Origin of the sequence: Cellulomonas sp., from assembly GCF_015234515.1 — a bacterium.
Classification (GTDB): domain Bacteria; phylum Actinomycetota; class Actinomycetes; order Actinomycetales; family Cellulomonadaceae; genus Cellulomonas.
Genome location: NZ_JADGMY010000020.1, coordinates 1 through 20,158 on the forward strand (window position 1 = coordinate 1; position 20,158 = coordinate 20,158).

A 20,158-nucleotide genomic window follows, 5' to 3' on the forward strand; every position below is an offset into this window, starting at 1 on the left:
CCCCGCCCTTTCACGGCGGTAGCACGGGTTCGAATCCCGTTGGGGGTACGAGCAGGACAGCAGCACAGCAAGAAGGCTTTAAGGTGGTCACGGCCACCACGAGGCCCCGTAGCGCAGTTGGTTAGCGCGCCGCCCTGTCACGGCGGAGGTCGCGGGTTCAAGTCCCGTCGGGGTCGCTACGAGGGGCCGGCCGAGAGGCCGGCTCACTCGTTGCGAGGCTCTGTAGCTCAGTTGGTAGAGCGTTCGACTGAAAATCGAAAGGTCACCGGATCGACGCCGGTCGGAGCCACCTCCAGACGGCCCCGCGGGACGCCCCTCGGGGCCGTCGCCATGTCCGGACCCCTGCGGCCCCGTCCTCCGGGAGCCGGCCGCCGTCGTGACGGCCGGGCCGCGCATCCCGCCCGGTCCCGCCGCGCATCCGACCCGGTCACGCGTCCGACTCGGGCCCATCGTCCCGGCCGCGGCGCGCATGAGCGCGCCTACGGTGGGAGCACCGCTCCGACCGAACGAGGACCTTCCCGTGACCACGACGACCGACCGCACCCGCCCTCGCATCCTCGACCGCCTCACCGACCCTCTCGCCGAGCGCGCCCGGGACCGGTTCGAGCGCGCGGAGGACAAGGTGCGCGCCGCGGTCCAGCACGAGCTGGACGCCGTCGGCGCGAGCCTGCGCACGCGTGCCGTGCGCATCCGGCCCTCCGCGATCGCCTTCGCCGCAGCCGCGCTGCTCACCGTCCTCGCCATCGCCCTCTTCACGACCGCGGCCGTGGTGGCCGTCGCGCAGGTGCTCCCGCTGTGGCTGTCGGCCCTGCTCGTCGGCATCGCCCTCGTCGCCCTCGCGACCGGCGTCGCGGCCTGGGGCCGCGCCCAGCTGCCCACGGGCAACCCGGTCATCCCCGTGCCTCCGAGCACGCACCCGGCCGAGGAGCTCGTGCACCCCTGGGTCGACTGATCCCCCTCGCTCAGCGACGACCGGACGCGCCGCGCGCCGCGTCGCGTCGCGCGGAGGCTGCCGGACCTGCAGACTGAGGGTCCGGCTTCAACCGTCCCCGCAGGTGAGGAAGGTCCGCGAATGGTCACGCACTCCGGTTGGGCGAGCGACACGCGTTCCGACGCGCCCGACGACCCCCGGTCGCTCGGACGTCTGGTCGGCGACCTGAGCGAGCAGGCCACTCGGCTCGTGCGCGCCGAGATCGCCCTCGCCAAGGCCGAGCTCACGTCCAAGGCGCAGCAGATGGGCATCGGTGCCGGGCTGCTCGTCGGGGCCGCGGTGCTCGCGCTCTACACGCTCGCGGCCTTCATCGCGACGGCCATCATCGGGCTGTCCAACGCGGTACCTGCCTGGCTCGCCGCACTGATCGTGTCGGTGGTGCTGCTGATCGTCACGGCGGTGCTCGGCCTGCTGGGTGTCAAGCACGTCAAGAAGGGTGCGCCGCCGGTCCCGGAGCGCGCGATGGAGAACCTGCAGGAGGACGTGGACACCGTGAAGAAGGGGCTGCACCGGTGAGCGACAAGGACACGACCCCGCCGCCGGCGATCGCGGCCCTCGAGGCCGACGTGACGCTGGCGCGCGAGCAGCTCGCGGCCACGGTCGACGCACTGGTCGACGAGGTCGACCCGCGGCGGCAGGCCGATCGCCTCAAGGAGAAGGGGCGCAGGCTCGTCTTCGACGCCACCGACGCCTCGGCACTGCCCGAGGACCGCGCCCGGGCACGCAAGGTGCTCGCGGTCGCTGGTGCCGTCGTCGCCCTGGTGGTCGTCGGAATCGTCCGACGGGCGACCAGGAGCTGACACCGAGCCCCACGGGCAGCGCCGCGCGGGGTCGCCCGGGTGGCCGTTGCCCGGAGGACGACGAAGGCCGCCGTCAGCCGCCCCGCTGTGCGGGTGCGCCTGACGGCGGCCTTCGTCGTGCACGGTGCCCGAGGTCGGCCCGTCCCCCGAGGCGGACCGACCGTGCCCGGCCGTCGGACTCGCGCGCACTCCCCCGCGGTGCGCGCTGCGCCCTGATGGTCGCCCCCGTGGCCGCTGTGACCCCGGGGCGGCACGTGACTAGGACTGCGGGTTCGACCGCGGCTGGGGGACGCCGTTGAGCAGCTCACGGACCTCGGACTCGCGGTAGCGGCGGTGTCCGCCGAGCGTGCGGATCGAGGAGAGCTTGCCGGACTTGGCCCAACGCGTGACGGTCTTGGGGTCGACCCGGAAGAGGGTCGCGACCTCGGACGGCGTCAGGAGAGCCTCTGCCTCTGACGAGTGCGTGGTGGACATTGCGTACCTCCCTGGTGTAGCCGCCCGGTGTCCGCTTCTCGATCACGGGTGCGGCACGGAGCGACACGGCTTGGTACTGAATCTGACACATCGGGCACTCCGGGACACCTTCGGCCGGCCCCACCTGCCACGCAAGGGGCGTCGCGACCGTCACCACGTCCCTGGGGCGCCGTCGATGTACCCACCCTAAACCCCCGCGAAACGGGACACATCTCCCCGGACGCCTGACGGGCGGTCGCCCGATCAGGTGATGTGCATCTCATGGGAGAAATCACCCACTCTCGGGCGGTCTCGGACAGCGTGCCGCTGACCAGCATGAACGCGCGAAGTCGAAGCGCCTCGACGCTGCGACGTGGGTGAACACGTGGACCATGGGCGCGCTCCCGCACTCAGCGGCGCGCCATTTGTGATGTAGATCACAGCAAATCGGGGCCCGTACGGGGCGCTCCGGACATCGCCGCGTCAGCCGGGAGCCGAAGCGGCGCCACATCAGTCACGCGGCACCTGTCAACGGTCATATCGGTACAGCACAGTCGGGGACGTGTCCGAGCCCACCCGCCGCAGGTGGTCGGAATGGATCGCGAGCATGTACCGTTGCCACACGAAGAGACTCAACAGCACCCCGGGGCCGCACGTGTCAGCACGGAGCCGCCCCGCTTCCACGTTAGAGGGGGTCGATGCCATGGGGCGCGGCCGTCAGAAGGCAAAGCAGACGAAGGTGGCTCGGGAGCTGAAGTACTTCAGCCCGGACACCAACTACAGGGCCCTCGAGCAGGAGCTCTCGTCGCGTAGCCGCAACGATGTCGTCACGGACAGCCGCCGCAGCGCGGTGAGCACGGACGACGACGACCCTCCCGGCTGGGGATGGCCTGGCGACGACGACCGGTGACGGCGCGGGCGTCGGTGCCGACCCGAGCGCTCGCCTGAACCGTCGAGTCCCGGTCGTCGGACACCGACCTGCGATGTGATCGTGGCCCGAGCAGACCTGTCTGCTCGGGCCGCGGCGCGTCGTCAGCCGACGCGGTAGGTCCCGTGCAGGCGCACGGCGCCGCCCTGGACGCCCTTGGTGCCCGCGACGACGCCGGTCGCGGTCGCGTCGTCGTCACGCCCGTCACGCACGGTCCCGAGCACCCACGCCGGCATGCCGCGCTCCACAGCCGCCCGCTGCACGTCGTCGGCGACCTCGGGAGCCACGACGGCGACCATGCCCACCCCGAGGTTCAGGGTGTTCTCCAGGTCGCCCCACGGGACGGCCCCGAGGCCCTGCACGAGGCTGAACACGGGGGGCAGCACCCAGGAGGCCCGGTCGACGTCCGCGACCAGCCCTGGGGGCAGCACGCGCGCGACGTTGGCCGCCAGGCCACCACCCGTGACGTGGCTGAAGACGTGGACACGGTCAGGGCCGAACTGCTCGACGAGCGCGAGGCAGTCCGCGGCGTACACCCGGGTGGGCTCCAGGAGCTCCTCACCGAGCGTGCGTCCCAGCTCGTCGACGTGCCGCTCCAGGCCCCAGCCGGCCACCTGCACCACGCGGCGCACCAGCGAGTACCCGTTGGAGTGCAGCCCGGACGAGCCGAGACCCACGAGGACGTCGCCTGCGCGCACCCGCTCCGGGCCGAGCAGCTGGTCCGCCTCGACGACACCTGTCGCAGCGCCGGCCACGTCGTACTCGTCCGGCCCCAGCAGACCGGGGTGCTCGGCGGTCTCCCCACCGACCAGCGCGGTACCCGCGGCCGAGCAGGCGGCTGCGATCCCCCGCACCACGTCGGCGATGCGCTCCGGCACCACCTTCCCGCAGGCGATGTAGTCGGTCATGAACAGGGGACGCGCCCCGACGACGACGATGTCGTCGACGACCATCCCGACCAGGTCGAACCCGATGGTGTCGTGCACGTCCATCGCCTGCGCGATCGCGACCTTGGTGCCCACGCCGTCCGTGGACGTCGCGAGCAGGGGCCGCCGGTAGTGCGTGAGCGCCGACGCGTCGTACAGGCCGGCGAAGCCGCCGACCCCGCCGAGGACCAGGGGCCCGTGCGTCGCCCGCACGGCGTCCTTCATGAGCTCGACGGCCCGGTCACCGGCCTCGGTGTCGACACCCGCGGACGCGTAGGTGACGGGCTGCGGGGCGCTCACGGGTGCTCGAGCGCGGTCGCGCCACCGGTCGCCGGGACGATGCTGAGCAGGCCGTCCTCCGGCTGCCCGAGGGGCAGCTCGTTCTGCTCGAGCAGGTGCTTGCCCAGCTGCTCCGACGGCGGCAGCTCGATCGGGTAGTGGCCGCTGAAGCACGCGGTGCACAGCTGCGACGCAGGCTGCTCTGTGGCGGTGATCATGCCCTCCTCGGACAGGTAGCCCAGCGAGTCGGCGCCCAGGGACCGGGCGATCTCCTCGACCCCCAGGCCGTTGGCGATGAGCTCGGCGCGCGACGCGAAGTCGATGCCGTAGAAGCACGGCCACTTCACGGGTGGCGCGGTGATGCGGATGTGAACCTCGGCCGCCCCGGACTCCCGCAGCATGCGGACGAGGGCGCGCTGCGTGTTGCCGCGGACGATCGTGTCGTCGACGACCACGAGCCGCTTGCCGCGGATGACGTCCTTGAGCGGGTTGAGCTTGAGGCGGATCCCGAGCTGACGCAGCGTCTGGGACGGCTGGATGAACGTGCGTCCCACGTACGCGTTCTTCGTCAGGCCCTGGCCGAACGGGATGCCGGACTTGGCGGCGTAGCCCACCGCGGCCGGCGTGCCGGACTCCGGGACGGGGATGACGAGGTCCGCCTCGACGGGGTGCTCGACGGCCAGGCGGCGGCCCATCTCGACACGCGCCGCGTGCACCGACCGGCCGTTGATGGTGGTGTCCGGACGTGCGAGGTAGACGTACTCGAAGACGCAGCCCGCGCGGTCGATCGGCGCGAAGCGCGTCGACCGCAGCCCGTCGGAGTCGATCGCGATGAACTCGCCGGGCTCGACCTCGCGCACGTACGACGCACCCACGATGTCCAGCGCGGAGGTCTCCGAGGCGACCACCCAGCCGCGCTCGAGGCGGCCCAGCACCAGCGGCCGTACGCCCTGCGGGTCGCGCGCCGCGTACAGCGTGCGCTCGTCCATGAAGACCAGGCAGAAGGCGCCGCGCAGGCGCGGCAGCACCTCGAGCGCGGTCGCCTCGAGCGTGTGGTCCGGGTCGCCCGCGAGGAGCGCGGTGATGAGCGCGGTGTCGGTGGTGTTGCCACGCGCGAGCTCGCCGCGGCGCTGGTTGCCGTAGCGCTCGGCGACGAGGTCGACGAGCTCGGCGGAGTTGGTCAGGTTGCCGTTGTGCCCGAGGGCGACGGTGCCGGCGGCGGTCGCGCCGAGCGTCGGCTGCGCGTTCTCCCACGTCGACCCGCCGGTCGTGGAGTAGCGCGTGTGCCCGATGGCGATGTGCCCCTGCAGGGCGTTCAGCGCCGTCTCGTCGAAGACCTGGGAGACCAGCCCCATGTCCTTGTAGACGAGCAGCTGCGAGCCGTTCGACGTCGCGATGCCCGCGGACTCCTGCCCGCGGTGCTGCAACGCGTAGAGGCCGAAGTAGGTGAGCTTCGCCACCTCTTCGCCGGGAGCCCAGACGCCGAAGACCCCGCAGGCATCCTGCGGGCCTTTCTCGCCGGGTAGAAGGTCGTGGTTGAGACGTCCGTCTGCGCGGGGGGCCACGGCTCCATGGTGGCACACCGGTGCGTGGCCTCGCGCCACACGTCCACCAGGTGCGACTGCGCAGGTCGGGCGGGGTCGCGCGGACGTCAGTCCTGGGGGGCGGGCCGCCGGCGGCGCGTGCTGCGCCGGTCGGCCAGCACCGCGAGCCCACCGCCGACGAACGCGCCGACGACACCGATCGCCACGGCCAGCACCCAGCGCACGCCGTTCTGCCCACCGAGGAAGGGCAGCACGCCACCGTCGCCGGACGTCACGCGGCCGTCATCCCCGCTCAGGAGCGCCACGACCAGCCCGACCACCATGCCGACGAGGGCGCCCGCGACCATGAACGCCCCGTACCGCGGTGCGCGGCGCACCGTCGCCGGGACCGCGACGCGCGCCAGCTCGGCCTCGTCCGGCGTCGCGGCGGCGGTCTCGTCGGGACGGGCGTCGTCGGCGGGGCGGGGGGCGTCGGCGGGGTCGTCGGGCACCTGACGATCCTAGGTCAGCGCGCCCGCGCGGCCTGCAGCGGCAGGACGTGCGACAGGTCGGCACGCTCACCCGACGCGTGCACGCGGCCTGTCGCGACCGCGGCGTCCCACGTCAGGTCCCCGGCTGCCAGCGCGAGCCACGTGGCGGGGTCCGTCTCGACGACGTTCGGCGGGGTGCCGCGCGTGTGCCGGGGACCCTCGACGGCCTGCACGGCGCCGTCGGGCGGCACCCGCACCTCGACCGCGTTCCCGCGGGCGACGTCGGCGAGCTCCTCGAGCGTGAACCGCACGGCGCTGCGCCGCACGGCCGTCGGAGCGCCCTCGGGGTCGGCACGCCACGCCTGCAGCGCGGCGCGTCCGTCGGCTGGATCGGTTCGACGACGCGGTGGCACACGACCATCCTCCCCCACGGCGGCCCGCCCGCCTCCTCAGCCGTCCTCGCGCAACCAGGCGAGCACCGCCCGCACCCGGCGGTGGTCGTCGGCCCCGACCGGCAGGTCGAGCTTGGTGAAGATGCTGCTGATGTGCGTGGCGACGGCCTGCTCGCTGACGACCAGCGTGCGAGCTCGCGGACGCCACTCTGCGCACCGTGCGCGCCGCCATGCATCAGACGGCCTCAACCCGCGGGAACGTGAGAGGGCGATCCAGCACGTGCTGGATCGCCCTCTCACGGCAGGGGTCTCGTGGGTCAGACGACGCCGAGCGCCAGCATCGCGTCCGCGACCTTGGTGAAGCCGGTGATGTTCGCACCCAGGACGTAGTTGCCCGGGTCGCCGTACTCCTCGGCCGTCTCGGCGCAGTTGTCGTGGATGCGCGCCATGATGCCGGCGAGCCGCTCCTCGGTGTGCTCGAACGACCAGGCGTCGCGGGACGCGTTCTGCTGCATCTCGAGCGCGGACGTCGCGACGCCGCCCGCGTTGGCGGCCTTGCCGGGCGCGTAGAGGACGCCGGCGGACTGCAGCAGGGCGACAGCCTCGGGCGTCAGCGGCATGTTTGCACCCTCCGCGAGCGCGAGCAGACCCGACTCGACGAGGCGCTTCGCGTCGGTCTCGTCGAGCTCGTTCTGCGTGGCGCACGGCAGCGCGACCTGGGCGTCGACCTGCCACACGCGGGCCGACGGGACGTAGTGGGCGCCGCCGCCGCGACGCGTCGCGTACTCCGCCACGGGCAGCCGCTCGACCTCCCGGACCTGCCGCAGGACCTCGAGGTCGATGCCCGCCTCGTCGACGACGTACCCGAGCGAGTCGGAGCACGCGACGACGTGCCCGCCGAGCGCCTGCGCCTTCTCGATCGCGTGGATCGCGACGTTCCCGGAGCCGGACACCGCGACGCGCATGCCGTCGAACGACAGGCCACGGGTCGCGAGCATGCGCTCGGCGAACAGGACGGTGCCGTAGCCGGTCGCCTCGGTGCGCACCAGCGAGCCGCCCCACGTCACGCCCTTGCCGGTGATGACACCCGACTCGTAGCGGTTGGTGATGCGCTTGTACTGGCCGAAGAGCCAGCCGATCTCGCGTCCGCCCACGCCGATGTCGCCGGCGGGCACGTCGGTGTACTCGCCGATGTGGCGGTACAGCTCCGTCATGAACGACTGGCAGAACCGCATGACCTCACCGGCGGAACGGCCGCGCGGGTCGAAGTCGGACCCGCCCTTGCCGCCACCGATGGGCATGCCGGTCAGGGAGTTCTTGAACACCTGCTCGAAGCCCAGGAACTTGACGATCCCGAGGTACACCGAGGGGTGGAACCGCAGGCCGCCCTTGTACGGGCCGAGCGCCGAGTTGAACTCGACGCGGAACCCGCGGTTGATGCGCACCTGCCCGTGGTCGTCGACCCACGGCACACGGAAGATGATCTGCCGCTCGGGCTCGCACAGGCGCTCCAGCACCGCCGCGTCGACGTACTGGGGGTTCCGCTCGAGCACGGGGCCCAGGCTCTCGAACACCTCGGTGACGGCCTGGTGGAACTCGCGCTCACCGGGGTTGCGGGCGAGCACCTGTTCGAGGACACGCTCCAGCTGGACCTGCATGGGTCGGCTCCGCTCTGCTCAGCGAGGACGGGGGGGAAACTGCTTCGAGGGTAGGCCTGCCCTACGAATCGGAGGGGGGACGTCCGACCCGTGGTCAGCGCGCGCGACCCGCGGGCGCACGACGAGGCCGCGAGCACCCCCCGTCCGGGGTGCTCGCGGCCTCGTCCCCGCGGTGCGGCGCGGCACCGCTCAGGTGCGGCGTGTCACCACGTCCTCACCAGGCGGCGTTGCGCGCGAGCTCCAGCGCCATCTCCTGCCACCAGGCGCCGGCCGACGGGCCGCCGTTGCAGGCGCCGTCCGACTCACCGGGCAGCTTGATCCACAGCAGGGCGTCCAGGCCGCTGCCGTCGTCGACCGTGGTGGGACGCTCACCGAGCGCCCGTCCCCGGGGGTTGCACCACTCGGACCCGGCCGGACCGTTGCCGTTGCGGGAGGTGTCGATGACGAACGTCCTGCCGCCGGTCAGGCGCGAGATCTCCTGGCCGTAGGCCTTGGTCTCGGCCGTCGTGCGGTAGTTCGACACGTTGAGGGAGAAGCCGACGGCGTCGGTGAAGCCGATCCGGTTGAGGCGGTTCGCGGCCTCGCTCACCGACAGCCACGCGGAGTGGCCGGCGTCGATGTAGACGCGTGCGCCCTGGGCGGTCAGCGACTTCGCGGCGTACTGCAGGAAGCCGACACGGTCGCCCTGGCCGGCGCAGTCGCCGAGCTGCGCGAGCGCGTCGGGCTCGAGCACGACCCAGGGGTTGCCCTGGATGCCGGCGGCGACGGTGTCGATCCAGCGCGCGTACTCGGACTCGCCGACCCCACCGCCCGAGTGCGAGCCGCAGTCACGGCCCGGGATGGCGTACACGACGAGCAGCGCGGTCGCCCCGGCGGCCTGCGCGGCGCCCGTGATGTCCCGCACCTCCTGCTGCGCGTGCGACGCGTCGTTCCAGTTGCCCACCCAGTAGGCCTGCGGCGTGAGCGCGATCTTCTCGAGCAGCGCCTTGTCGTTGCCGCCCGCCGCCTGCCACGCGCGGTACGCCTGGTTGGTCGTGTCGACGTGGAAGCCGCCGGACGGGACGGGCGTGGGCGACTCGGTCGGCTCCTCCGTGGGCTCCTCGGTCGGCTCCTCCGTGGGCTCCTCGGTCGGCTCCTCCGTGGGCTCCTCCGTGGGCTCCTCCGTGGGCTCCTCCGTGGGCTCCTCCGTGGGCTCCTCCGTGGGGCCGCCGACCTCACCGGTGCACAGGGTGCCGTTCAGCGTGAACGACGTCGGGGCGCCGTTGCTGCCGTTCCACGAGCCGTTGAAGCCGACCTGGACGGAGGCGTTCGTGCCGACGGAGCCGTTCCACGGCATGTTGGTGACGGTGACCTGGGAGCCGGACGTCGAGTGGACGCCGTTCCACAGCTGCTGGATCGCCTGGCCGTCGGGGAACGCCCAGCGCAGGTCCCAGGACGACACCGGGTCACCCAGGTTGGTGACGGTCACGCTGGCACCGAAGCCGCCGGGCCACTGGCTGCTCACGGCGTAGTCGACGCGGCAGCCCGCGGCGGCCTGGGCCATGGTCGAGGTCAGCGCGGTGACTCCTGCGGCCACGACCGCGCCTGCGGCGACGGCCGCGACGACCTTGCGCCGGGTGGCTGGACCCACCGTTGTGCGGGGGGACATGGACTCTCCTCGGGTCGGGGTCGGCCTGCGGCGCGTCGGGGCGCACGGCGCCGGCCGACGCGCCCGGGGACGCGTCGACGTCGACGCCGTCCCCGAACGACTCCTCGATCACACCCGCTCCCACCCCGCCCTGGCGAGCACCGCGGCGTTCCCTAATCGATTTGTCACGCCCGGGGCGCGACGAGGCCGCGGACACTCCCGGCGTCCGGGGGTGTCCGCGGCCTCGTCCTGCGCGTGCCGTCGCCGGCACGTCGCGGGGTCAGGCGCTGCGCGTCACCACTTGGCGTTGCGCGCGAGCTCCAGTGCCATCGCCTGCCACCAGGCGCCGGCCGCCGGGCCGCCGTTGCACGTGCCGTCCGACTCCCCGGGACGCTTGACCCACAGGAGCGCGTCGAGCCCGCTGCCGTCGTTCACCTTGGTGGGACGGTCACCCAGCGCACGTCCGCTCGGGTTGCACCACTCGCTGCCCGTCGCACCGTTGCCGTTGCGCGAGGTGTCGATGACGAACTTCTTGCCGCCGGTCAGCTGGGAGATCTGCTGCCCGTAGGCCTTGGCCTCCGCCGTGGTCCGGTAGTTCGAGACGTTGAGCGAGAAGCCGACCGCGTCGCTGAACCCGACGCGGTTGAGGCGGTTCGCCGCCTCGGAGGCCGAGAGCCACGCCGAGTTGCCGGCGTCGATGTAGACGCGGGCGCCCTTGGCGGTCAGCGACTTGGCCGCGTACTGCAGGAAGCCGACACGGTCGCCCTGGCCTTCGCAGTCACCGAGCTGCGCGAGCGCGTCGGGCTCGAGGATCACCCACGGGTTGCCCTGGATGCCGGCAGCCACGGTGTCGACCCAGCGCGCGTACTCGGACGTCGAGACCCCGCCGCCCGAGTAGTTGCCGCAGTCCCGGCCCGGGATCGCGTAGACGACGATCTGCGCCGTCTTGCCGGCGGCGCGGGCACGGCCCGTGTAGTCACGCACCTGCTCCGCCGTCGCCGACGCGGTCGCCCAGTCGCCGATCCACAGCGCCTGCGGCGTCTGCGCGATCTTCGCCAGGAGCGCCTTGTCGTTGCCCGACGCGGCCTGCCACGCGGCGTACGCCGCCGTGTTGGGGTCGACGTAGAAGTCACCGCTGGGCTGCGGGTTCTGGGTCGGCTGCTGGGTGGGCTGCTGCGTCGGCTGCTGGGTGGGCTGCTGGGTGGGCTGCTGCGTCGGCTGCTGCGTGGGCTGCTGGGTCGGGCCGGTGACCGAGCCCGTGCACGTCGTGCCGTTGAGGGTGAACGACGTCGGCGCGCCGTTGCTGCCGCTCCAGGAGCCGTTGAACCCGACCTGGATGGCGCCGTTGGTGCCGACCGAGCCGTTCCACGGCGAGTTGGTGACCGTGATCTGCGAGCCGCTCGACGACACCTGGCCGTTCCACAGCGACTGGATGCTCTGGCCGTTCGGGAACGTCCAGCGCAGGTTCCACGACGACAGCGGGTCGCCGAGGTTGGTGACGGTGACCGAGGCGCCGAAGCCGCCGGGCCACTGGTTGGTGACGGTGTAGTCCGCGCGGCAGCCTGCGGCAGCGCTCGCCGCGGTGGACGTGAGAGCGGTGACGCCGACGGCGACGACCGCGCTTGCGGCGAGCGCCGCGACGATCTTGCGTCCGACGGCGGGGGCCGCCTTCGTACGGGGGGGCATGGACTCTCCTCGGATCGGGTCGGCCATCGGCGCGCCGGCGCGACGGACGTCGGGCCGGCGCGCCCGGGGGAACGTGTCGCCTGCGACACCTCTCCCGAACGACCTGCTGATCACACCTGAGCACGGCGCACGCTGGCGAGCGCAGGGGTCGTCCCTAATCGTTTTGCCGCGCGAGAAAACCCCGTCGAAGCGCTTGCGACTGGAACCGGTCCCAGTCGGACCGTCAGGGACGGGGAGAGCCCGCCCCGCGCACCCGCTGGTGGTACTCCTTCGTCACACGCTTCCACCGGGCCCGCTCCTCGGCAGCGAGACGCGCGTCCGCACGGCGGGCCGCGTACGCCGCCTCGCGCGCCAGCTTGCGCCAGCTCGCCAGGCGCCGCTCGGCCAGCTCCCCGCTCTCGACGGCGGCCCGCACGGCGCACCCCGGTTCGCTCACGTGGGCGCAGTCGGAGAACCGGCAGCGCGCCGCCAGCGCGGCGACGTCCGCGAACGTCGTGTCGAGAGCCTCGGGCGCGGCGACCAGACCGACACCCCGCACCCCCGGGGTGTCCACGAGCACCGCACCGTCGGCGAGCGGGACCAGCTGGCGGTGCGTCGTCGTGTGCCGCCCGCGGCCGTCGGACCGCAGACCGTGCGTCGCCATGACCTCGCGCCCCGCCAGCGCGTTGACGAGGCTCGACTTGCCCGCGCCCGACGGACCGACCGCGACCAGGGCGACCCCCGGCGCCAGGAGGGCGCACACCGCCTCCAGCCCGGTCCCGTCGACGACGCTCACGGCGTGCACGTCGACACCGATCGCGACCCGCGCCACCTCTGCGGCCATGCCCTCGGGGTCGGGGACCAGGTCCGCCTTGGTGAGCACGACGACGGGCCGCGCGCCCGAGCGCCACGCGAGCGTCAGCAGCCGCTCGACGCGCCCGAGGTCGGGCTCGGGGTCGAGGTGCTCGACGACCAGCACGACGTCGACGTTCGCGGCCACCGCCTGCTCGAGCGACGTGCGTCCCGCCGAGTCCCGCACGACCGCGGTGCGTCGCGGCTGCAGCGCGGTCGCGTGCCACGCCCCGGTCCGGTCCACCTGCACGACGTCACCGACGGTCGGCGGCACGCGCGTGCCGTCCGGCAGCGGCAGCAGGCCGTCGCGCGGCAGGTCCGCGCGGTGCGCGGCGGCTCCCAGGTCGTCGTCCGGGACGACCACGAGCGCACCGCGGTCCGCGCGCACGACGCGGGCGCGCAGCGGCGTCCCGTCGTCGACGGGGGGTGGTGCGGTGGGTTCGGTCACGTCTCGACGGTAGGTCGGGGCCACCCGCGGACGCGACGGATTTCCGCCGCACCTGCCCGACGCCCACCCGCGCGTCAGCCCGCGGCGTACTCCGGCCCGCCGGACACCCCGAGCGCCTCCTCGAGCGACCCGATCCCCTCCGCGTGCAGGTGCCCGGTCAGCTCACGCCCGACCCAGCGCAGGTGCCAGCCCTCGGGGGCGTACCCCGTCACCGCGGTGTTCTGCTCGGTGTAGCGCACCACGAACCCGAACTCCCAGGCACGCTCGGCGAGCCACGCGCCCTCGGCCGTCCGGGTGAAGCAGGTCTGCAGGTTGCACGACGGCTGGGACCCCGAGTCGACGTCGACGGCGAGCCCCGTCTGGTGCTCCGAGAACCCGGGGCGCGCGGAGTAGCGCTCGGCGTGCGCGAACCCACGCCGCGCCTCGACGGCGGCGCGTGCGCCCGCCTGCTCCGTGTACGACCGGTACCCGCTGCGCACGACGAGGCGCGCGCCGTCGACGCCGGCCGCCTCGACCATCGCGCGCAGGTCCGGCTCGACGGCGGCGCGCACCCGCGCCCCGTCCACGTCGACCAGGTCCGCGGGCTCGTAGCCCGTGGCGATCGGGTGCTGCTTGTTGACGATCACCCACGGGCTCGCCGGGTCGCTCGTGGAGTGCTGCGCGAGGTCGAACACCGGCTCGGGCGGCTGCGTGGTGGGCGGCGCCACCGTCGGGACCACGATCGCCTGCTCCCAGGGCACCTCCTCGGACAACCCCTCGATGCGCGACCCGTCGTCCCCCCACAGGACCGACCACAGACCCGAGGCGACCACGACGATGCCGCCCACGACTGCGATCATCAGGACAGCGAGCGCGACGCTGCGCCACGGCCGAGAGCTCATGGACGCGATCGTAGGGCGAACCGGGATGAACCGGTCATGCGACGACGAACGTCACTCGCCGGTGCGGCACGGAGACCTCGTCCAGCCGCACGGTGAGCGACTTCCCGAGCGGCAGCGCACCACCCGACGTCACGGGTGCCACCACGGCGGGGTCCCGCAGCAGCAGCGCACCGCGGGTCCGTCCGTCGCGCGGCTCGTCCGCGTCGACCACGACACCGGTGAACGTCTCACCGACGTGCGGCTCGAGCACGACGGCCTCGACCAGGTCGACGGCACCGCGGTCGAACGCCGCGACGCGTCGCCCGGTGCTCGTCATGGTGCCCGGCAGCCCGGGCAGCGCGTCGTGCACCCACGCCGGGACCTCGCAGCCGGCGACCGCCGCCAGGCACACCTCGGTGCCGTACCGGTCGACCAGCCGGCGCAGCGGCGCGGTGACGTGCGCGTAGGGCGAGCGGATCGCGGCGTGCTCGGCGTCGTCACCCGTGGGCGCCGGCGCGTCCTCGCCACCGAAGGCGCGGTAGCCGGCACCACGGAACAGGGTGGTCGCCTCGCGGAGGAACGCCGCGTGCGCGCCGAGGTGCGAGTCGAGGCGCGCGAGCAGGTCCGGGTACGGGAGCGCGTCGGGCCAGTCGATGCCCAGCGCTGCGGCCGTGCGGCGCAGGCGGGCCACGTCGCGACGGTCCGCGGGCGGGAGGGTGCGCACGACCCCCACCCCGGCGTCGAGCATGAGCCGTGCGGCGACGATGCCCGTGAGCAGGGAGATCTGCGCGTTCCAGCCCTCGACGGGCAGCGTCGCGCGGAACCGCAGGTCGAACGCGCCGCCGTCGGACCGCACGACCTCCTGCTCCGGGACGTCGAGGGACGCACCGCCGCGCTCGCGCTCCGCCGCCTGGCGCAGGGTGCCGACGTCGGCGAGGCCGCGCAGCAGGTCGTCGGCGGTGCCGGCGTCCAGCCGCTCCTGCACCTGCGCGTAGGTCAGCTGCGCACGGCTGCGGACGAGGGCGCGCTCGACGTGCACGTCGACCGGCTCGCCGTCCGCGTCGAGGTCGATCGACCAGAGCACGGCCGGGCGCACCTGGTCGGCGAGCAGGCTGGCGGCACCCTCCGACAGCACGGTCGGGTGCAGCGGCACCCGCCCGTCGGGGCTGTAGCACGTCATGCCGCGGCGGTGGGTCTCGCCGTCCAGCGCCCCGCCGGGCACCACGAAGGCGGCGACGTCGGCGATCGCGTACCGCACGCGCCACCCGTTGCCGCGGCGCTCGACGTGGACCGCCTGGTCGAGGTCGGTCGACCCCGCGGGATCGATCGTCACGAACGGCACGTCGGTGCGGTCCGCGCGCGCACCGGGCGCGTGCGGTGCATCGGGCGCCCGCTGCGCGGCGCTCTCGGCCTCCGCGAGCGCGTCGGCGGGGTACGCGAGGGGCAGCTCCACCTCGGCGCGCAGGGCGTCGAGGCCGGCGGCCACGGCACGTGACGTGGCGTCGTCGGACGGGGCGGGGAGACGGACGGGGCGGCCTGGCACGGGACGACTGTAGGGGGCCGGTGCGCACTGCTCGACCTCGGCGCCAGGGCGAGTCGTCTCACCCAGCAAGAAAGCCGACTGTTCTTATCCCCTTTTGTTCGCCGCGCGCCTAGCCTGCCGAGAGACGCAGAGACGACCCCGGGCGGCCGCCCGGCCCGCGACGGAGAGGCACACGCGTGAGAACCACCGACACGCCCACCGGCCGCCGATGTCCGGGCCCGCATCACGGTCACGCGCCCGCCCGACCGGCGCCCGCGTACCGACCGGAGCGCCAGCTGCCCACCCGCCCGGCGGGTCCGGCACGCGCTCCCCCGACCCTCCGCACGCACCGCCCAGGAGAACCGCCATGACCCGACCCGACCCCGCCCGCATCACCGCCCTCGTGGGCAACCCGCGCATCGGCTCGCGCACCCTCGGTGCCGCCGCGTCCCTCGCCGCGACGCTCGCCGACCACCTCGGCGCGGCCCACCCCACGCTCGTCGACCTCGCGACCCTGGCGCCCGCGCTGCACGTGCAGCCCCGCTCCGCCGACCTCGACGCCGCCCTCGCGGCGGTCGCCGGCGCCGACGTCCTCGTCGTCGCCACGCCGGTCCACAAGGCCTCGTTCACCGGGCTGCTGAAGTCGTTCCTCGACCTCTACGGCCCGGACGGTCTTGCCGGCGTGACGGCGGTGCCGCTCGTCGTCTCGGCGTCCCCCGCGCACGCGCTGGTCGGGGAGGTGCACCTGCGGCCCGTGCTCGTCGAGCTGGGTGCCACCGTCCCGACGCGCACGCTCAGCGTGCTCGACGCCGAGCTCGTCGACCTCGGCCCCGTCGTCGACCGGTGGTGGCAGCGGGCCGAACGCCCGCTGCGGCGCGCCGTCGGCTCGTCCCTCCACGCCGGGGACCTGCTGGAGGTGGCCCGATGAGCACCAGCACCCACGACCTGCGCCACCTCGAGCGCGCCCTGGCCGACCACGACGAGCCCGCGCTGTCGGCCGACGAGTACAAGCAGGTGTTCCGACGCCACGCCGCCGGGGTCGCGGTCGTCGCGCTGCGTGACGGGGAGCGGCTCGTCGGGTTCACCGCCACGTCGGTGATCTCCGTGTCGGCGGTGCCGCCGCTGCTGGCGTTCTCGCTCGCGTCGGGCTCGTCGTCGTGGCCCGCGCTGTCGCGTGCGGCCACGGTCGCGGTCTCGTTCCTCGCCGCGGGCCAGGAAGAGGTGTCGACGCGGTTCGCGACGTCCGGGATCGACCGGTTCGCGGCCGGCGGCTGGACCGCGCTGCCGACCGGCGAGCCCGTGATCGACGGCGCACAGGCCTGGCTCCGCGGCAGCATCGTGCAGCGCACCCCGGTGGGTGACAGCTACCTGGTCTCGGTGCGCGCGCTCGCGCACGGCGTGTCCGACGTCGACCCGCTGGTCTACCGCGACCGCGTCTACCACCGCCTGGCCGCCCCGGCCCCCTGACGCCGAGGTGACTGGATTGCCCTCTCACCACACAAGAGGAGTCGCGAGAGTGCAATCCAGTCACCCACCCGCCCCCACCCCCAGGCGCGAGAGGGCAATCCAGTCACCACCCGCCCCCACCCCAGGCGCGAGAGTGCGATCCCGTCACCCTCCGCCACCCTCCCCCGGGCGCGAGAGTGCGATCCAGCTCTACTGCGGGTGTCAGCCGAACAGGCGCGGGAGCGTCGACTCCCACACCTCGCGCGCCTCGTCCAGCGGGAGGGTGAACAGCCCGCGCACCTCGACCGCCGGGGCGTGCGTGTGGTCGGCCTCGTCGGCGGGCGTGCCGGCGCCGGGGGTGCAGGTCTCGGCCGTCTCGCCCAGGCGCAGCGTCGGGACGCCGCGCGCGGTGCACAGGTCCTGCAGCCGCACCTCCTCCGAGCGCGGGACCGCGACGATCGCGCGGGCCTGCGACTCGGAGAACAGGGCCTCGAACGGCGTCAGGCCGTCCCGCTCGCACAGCGCGTCCAGGCTCACCTGGACGCCGACGCCGTAGCGCAGGCTCGACTCGACGAGCGCGAGCGCGAGCCCGCCCTCGGAGAGGTCGTGCGCGGCGTCCACGAGCTCGTCCCGTGCGGCCGCGACGAGGACCTGTGCGAGGCGGCGCTCGGCGTCGAGGTCGACCTGCGGCGGCACGCCACCCAGGTGGGAGTGCGCGACGTCGGCCCACGCGGACCCGTCGAGCTCGGCGCGGGTCGTCCCCAGCAGGTAGACGGCCTGGCCGGGCGCGGTCCAGCCCGACGGCACGGCGTCCGCCACGTCGTCGAGGACGCCGAGCACGCCGACGACGGGCGTCGGGTGGATCGCCGAGTCGATCTGGCCGGGCTCCCCCGTGCCGTTGTAGAGCGACACGTTGCCGCCGGTCACGGGCACCTCGAGCGTCTGGCACGCGTCGGCCAGCCCGCGGATGGCCTCGACCAGCTGCCACATGGTGTCGGGGTGCTCGGGGCTGCCGAAGTTGAGGCAGTCGGTCACGGCCAGGGGCCGCGCGCCCACCGTCGCGACGTTGCGGTACGCCTCCGCGAGCGCGAGCTGCGCGCCCGTGTACGGGTCGAGCTTGGTGTAGCGCCCGTTCGCGTCGGTCGCCAGGGCGACGCCCAGGCCCGTCGTCTCGTCGACGCGCACGACGCCGGAGTCGTCGGGCTGCGCGAGGGCCGTGTTGCCCTGCACGAAGCGGTCGTACTGGTCGGTGACCCACGCGGGTGAGGCGAGGTTGGGCGACGCGAGCAGCTGCAGCAGCGTGGCGCGCAGGTCGTCGCCGCCCGCGGGGCGCGCGTAGCGTGCGGCCCCCTCGGGCGTGCTGACCGAGTCCGCGACCAGCCCGTCCTGCCAGGCCGGCCGCGCGTACGGGCGGTCGTACACCGGGCCGTCGTGCGCGACCGTCTTCGGGTCCACGTCGACGATGCGCTGGCCGAAGTGGTCGATGGTCAGGCGCCCGGTGCCGGTGACCTCGCCGATGACGGCGGTCTCGACGTCCCACTTCCCCGTGATCGCGAGGAACGCCTCAAGCTTCTCGGGGGTGACGACGGCCATCATCCGCTCCTGCGACTCCGACATGAGGATCTCGCCGGCCGTCAGCGTGGGGTCGCGCAGCAGGACGTTCTCCAGGTCGACGTGCATGCCGCCGTCCCCGTTGGACGCGAGCTCGCTCGTGGCGCAGGAGATGCCGGCGGCGCCCAGGTCCTGGATGCCCTCGACGACGCGCGCGGCGTACAGCTCGAGGCAGCACTCGATGAGCACCTTCTCCATGAACGGGTCGCCGACCTGCACGCTGGGGCGCTTCGACGGCTTGGTGTCGTCGAAGGTCTCGGACGCGAGGATCGACGCGCCGCCGATGCCGTCGCCACCGGTGCGGGCACCGAACAGCACGACCTTGTTGCCGACGCCCGACGCGTTGGCCAGGTGGATGTCCTCGTGCCGCAGCACGCCCAGGCACAGCGCGTTGACCAGCGGGTTGCCCTGGTAGGACGCGTCGAACACGAGCTCGCCGCCGATGTTCGGCAGCCCGAGGGAGTTGCCGTACCCGCCGACGCCCGCGACGACGCCGTGCACGACGCGCGCGGTGTCGGGGTGCGCGGGGTCGCCGAACCGCAGCTGGTCCATGACGGCCACCGGGCGCGCGCCCATCGAGATGATGTCGCGCACGATGCCGCCGACGCCCGTCGCGGCGCCCTGGTAGGGCTCGACGTACGACGGGTGGTTGTGCGACTCGACCTTGAACGTCACGGCCCAGCCGTCACCGATGTCGACGACGCCCGCGTTCTCCCCGATGCCGACCAGCAGGTGCTCACGCATCGCCGGCGTGGTCTTCTCGCCGAACTGGCGCAGGTGCGTCTTCGAGGACTTGTACGAGCAGTGCTCGGACCACATCACCGAGTACATGGCGAGCTCGGCGGCCGTGGGACGGCGGTCGAGGATGTCGCGGATGCGCTGGTACTCGTCGGCCTTGAGGCCGAGCTCGGCGTAGGGCTGGTCGAGGTCGGGCGTGGCCGCTGCGTGCTCGACGGTGTCGGACGCGTGCGGGGCGGACGGGACGTCGGGGCGCGCAGGTGCGGTGGTCATCGGTTCCCTCGATGGAGGCCGGGTCCTGAAGGGGGCGCTCGCCCGCGCAGGTTCCCGCGCCGCAGGTCGGCAGACGCCCCAGGGTACCGGCGCACGGGCGTCGGCCGGGGCGGGTGTCCACCACCCGTCCGGCGGTGGGCCGCCCGGGTGAAGACGGGCGGCGCCCTCCCCCGGTCGGCCGCTCGGCGACGCCCGCGGGAGTGGGACCGGCAGGACTCTCATGCCCTTCTCACCCGCTTTGTCCCAAGTGCCCGATAACCTCCGACGTGCCAGGTCAGCGGGGTGGCGACGTCGCCGGACCCCGGCCGCCGTCATGTCCACCGCCCGGAAGTCGAGGTCCGATGTCCGCCCGCCGCGCCGCTGTGCTCACCTCCGCCACCACCGCGCTCACCGCGCTGGTGCTCGTCGGGGCCGCGACCGCCGCGAGCGCGGGGTCGGACGCGCCGACGCCGTACCGGGTGACGGGGACGGGGCTCGAGCTCCCCGCGGGTGCGACGCTGCAGGTCCACGGGCACGTCAACCTCGTCTACACCTCGGCGCTCGGCACGGTCTCGCGCAACGTGCACATCGAGGGTCCCGGGACGCCCTATGGAGACCTCGCCGGAGCCTCCACGCTCACGTGGGACCGCGCCGGTATCCCGCCGGACGCGTGCATCACGTGGGTGCAGGTCGGCG

Annotated in this window: 20 protein-coding genes and 2 tRNA genes; 9 read left to right on the forward strand and 13 right to left on the reverse strand. The window is 73.7% G+C overall.

Annotated elements, in window-relative coordinates; all coding sequences use genetic code 11:
- Nucleotides 1-102 precede the first annotated feature (102 nt).
- The 5 genes from IR158_RS07990 to IR158_RS08010 all read left to right on the forward strand — a co-directional run bounded on the left by IR158_RS07990 (nucleotide 103) and on the right by IR158_RS08010 (nucleotide 1,791).
- Nucleotides 103-176, forward strand: a tRNA-Asp gene (locus tag IR158_RS07990).
- Nucleotides 177-216: 40 nt separating this feature from the next.
- A tRNA-Phe gene (locus tag IR158_RS07995) sits at nucleotides 217-289 on the forward strand.
- Between the two features lie 231 nt (nucleotides 290-520).
- Complete coding sequence (locus IR158_RS08000) at nucleotides 521-952, forward strand: phage holin family protein (protein WP_291811761.1); 432 nt, start codon at nucleotides 521-523, stop codon at nucleotides 950-952.
- 120 nt (nucleotides 953-1,072) lie between these two features.
- Complete coding sequence (locus IR158_RS08005) at nucleotides 1,073-1,507, forward strand: phage holin family protein (RefSeq protein ID WP_291811765.1); 435 nt, start codon at nucleotides 1,073-1,075, stop codon at nucleotides 1,505-1,507.
- Nucleotides 1,504-1,791 carry a DUF3618 domain-containing protein gene (locus IR158_RS08010; protein ID WP_291811768.1) on the forward strand — a complete coding sequence of 96 codons (288 nt, stop codon included), beginning with the start codon at nucleotides 1,504-1,506 and terminating at the stop codon, nucleotides 1,789-1,791. Before IR158_RS08005 ends, IR158_RS08010 begins: the two co-directional genes overlap by 4 nt.
- A 258-nt stretch (nucleotides 1,792-2,049) precedes the next feature.
- Here the strand turns inward: IR158_RS08010 and IR158_RS08015 are convergent, their stop codons facing one another.
- Nucleotides 2,050-2,265, reverse strand: coding sequence for a BldC family transcriptional regulator (locus IR158_RS08015; RefSeq protein WP_291811771.1), 216 nt, complete (start codon nucleotides 2,263-2,265; stop codon nucleotides 2,050-2,052).
- A 682-nt stretch (nucleotides 2,266-2,947) separates the two neighbouring features.
- Between IR158_RS08015 and IR158_RS08020 the strand changes: the two genes are divergently transcribed.
- Nucleotides 2,948-3,154 carry a DUF3073 domain-containing protein gene (locus IR158_RS08020; protein ID WP_227576381.1) on the forward strand — a complete coding sequence of 69 codons (207 nt, stop codon included), beginning with the start codon at nucleotides 2,948-2,950 and terminating at the stop codon, nucleotides 3,152-3,154.
- Between the two features lie 122 nt (nucleotides 3,155-3,276).
- Here the strand turns inward: IR158_RS08020 and purM are convergent, their stop codons facing one another.
- The 11 genes from purM to IR158_RS08075 all read right to left on the reverse strand — a co-directional run bounded on the left by purM (nucleotide 3,277) and on the right by IR158_RS08075 (nucleotide 15,436).
- A complete protein-coding gene (gene purM, locus IR158_RS08025; protein WP_291811774.1) occupies nucleotides 3,277-4,398 on the reverse strand; it encodes a phosphoribosylformylglycinamidine cyclo-ligase in 1,122 nt (373 codons plus the stop codon).
- Nucleotides 4,395-5,942, reverse strand: a complete 1,548-nt coding sequence (gene purF / locus IR158_RS08030; protein ID WP_291811778.1) for an amidophosphoribosyltransferase — start codon at nucleotides 5,940-5,942, stop codon at nucleotides 4,395-4,397. The genes purM and purF overlap by 4 nt, the downstream gene beginning before the upstream one ends.
- Before the next feature lie 86 nt (nucleotides 5,943-6,028).
- Nucleotides 6,029-6,412 carry a histidine kinase gene (locus IR158_RS08035; protein WP_291811780.1) on the reverse strand — a complete coding sequence of 128 codons (384 nt, stop codon included), beginning with the start codon at nucleotides 6,410-6,412 and terminating at the stop codon, nucleotides 6,029-6,031.
- A gap of 14 nt (nucleotides 6,413-6,426) precedes the next feature.
- Nucleotides 6,427-6,804 (reverse strand): sterol carrier family protein, encoded by a 378-nt coding sequence (locus IR158_RS08040; protein ID WP_291811782.1) that lies wholly within the window; start codon nucleotides 6,802-6,804, stop codon nucleotides 6,427-6,429.
- Nucleotides 6,805-6,840: 36 nt separating this feature from the next.
- On the reverse strand, nucleotides 6,841-7,032 hold the full coding sequence (locus IR158_RS08045; RefSeq protein WP_291811784.1) for a hypothetical protein: 192 nt from the start codon (nucleotides 7,030-7,032) through the stop codon (nucleotides 6,841-6,843).
- 68 nt (nucleotides 7,033-7,100) lie between these two features.
- Complete coding sequence (gdhA, locus tag IR158_RS08050) at nucleotides 7,101-8,441, reverse strand: NADP-specific glutamate dehydrogenase (RefSeq protein ID WP_291811785.1); 1,341 nt, start codon at nucleotides 8,439-8,441, stop codon at nucleotides 7,101-7,103.
- Between the two features lie 214 nt (nucleotides 8,442-8,655).
- A complete protein-coding gene (locus tag IR158_RS08055; RefSeq protein ID WP_291811787.1) occupies nucleotides 8,656-10,089 on the reverse strand; it encodes a glycoside hydrolase family 6 protein in 1,434 nt (477 codons plus the stop codon).
- A gap of 273 nt (nucleotides 10,090-10,362) precedes the next feature.
- Nucleotides 10,363-11,754: a glycoside hydrolase family 6 protein gene (locus IR158_RS08060; protein WP_291811790.1), complete on the reverse strand. Its 1,392-nt coding sequence runs from the start codon at nucleotides 11,752-11,754 to the stop codon at nucleotides 10,363-10,365.
- Nucleotides 11,755-11,977: 223 nt separating this feature from the next.
- Nucleotides 11,978-13,033 (reverse strand): ribosome small subunit-dependent GTPase A, encoded by a 1,056-nt coding sequence (gene rsgA / locus IR158_RS08065; RefSeq protein ID WP_291811792.1) that lies wholly within the window; start codon nucleotides 13,031-13,033, stop codon nucleotides 11,978-11,980.
- A gap of 74 nt (nucleotides 13,034-13,107) precedes the next feature.
- Nucleotides 13,108-13,914: a M15 family metallopeptidase gene (locus tag IR158_RS08070; protein ID WP_291811795.1), complete on the reverse strand. Its 807-nt coding sequence runs from the start codon at nucleotides 13,912-13,914 to the stop codon at nucleotides 13,108-13,110.
- 34 nt (nucleotides 13,915-13,948) lie between these two features.
- The gene (locus IR158_RS08075) at nucleotides 13,949-15,436 is read right to left on the reverse strand and encodes an RNB domain-containing ribonuclease (RefSeq protein ID WP_291811797.1); all 1,488 of its coding nucleotides are present in this window, start codon (nucleotides 15,434-15,436) and stop codon (nucleotides 13,949-13,951) included.
- A gap of 346 nt (nucleotides 15,437-15,782) precedes the next feature.
- Between IR158_RS08075 and IR158_RS08080 the strand changes: the two genes are divergently transcribed.
- Together IR158_RS08080 and IR158_RS08085 are read left to right on the forward strand one after the other, a co-directional pair.
- Nucleotides 15,783-16,343 (forward strand): NAD(P)H-dependent oxidoreductase, encoded by a 561-nt coding sequence (locus tag IR158_RS08080; protein WP_291811800.1) that lies wholly within the window; start codon nucleotides 15,783-15,785, stop codon nucleotides 16,341-16,343.
- Nucleotides 16,340-16,882, forward strand: a complete 543-nt coding sequence (locus tag IR158_RS08085; RefSeq protein ID WP_291811803.1) for a flavin reductase family protein — start codon at nucleotides 16,340-16,342, stop codon at nucleotides 16,880-16,882. The genes IR158_RS08080 and IR158_RS08085 overlap by 4 nt, the downstream gene beginning before the upstream one ends.
- 201 nt (nucleotides 16,883-17,083) lie before the next feature.
- Here IR158_RS08085 and purL read toward each other — a convergent pair whose 3' ends face one another.
- The gene (gene purL, locus IR158_RS08090; protein WP_291811806.1) at nucleotides 17,084-19,483 is read right to left on the reverse strand and encodes a phosphoribosylformylglycinamidine synthase subunit PurL; all 2,400 of its coding nucleotides are present in this window, start codon (nucleotides 19,481-19,483) and stop codon (nucleotides 17,084-17,086) included.
- A gap of 341 nt (nucleotides 19,484-19,824) precedes the next feature.
- Here purL and IR158_RS08095 point away from each other — a divergent pair.
- Nucleotides 19,825-20,158, forward strand: a 334-nt coding sequence (locus IR158_RS08095) for a hypothetical protein (RefSeq protein ID WP_291811810.1), incomplete at its 3' end; no start/stop codon positions are given.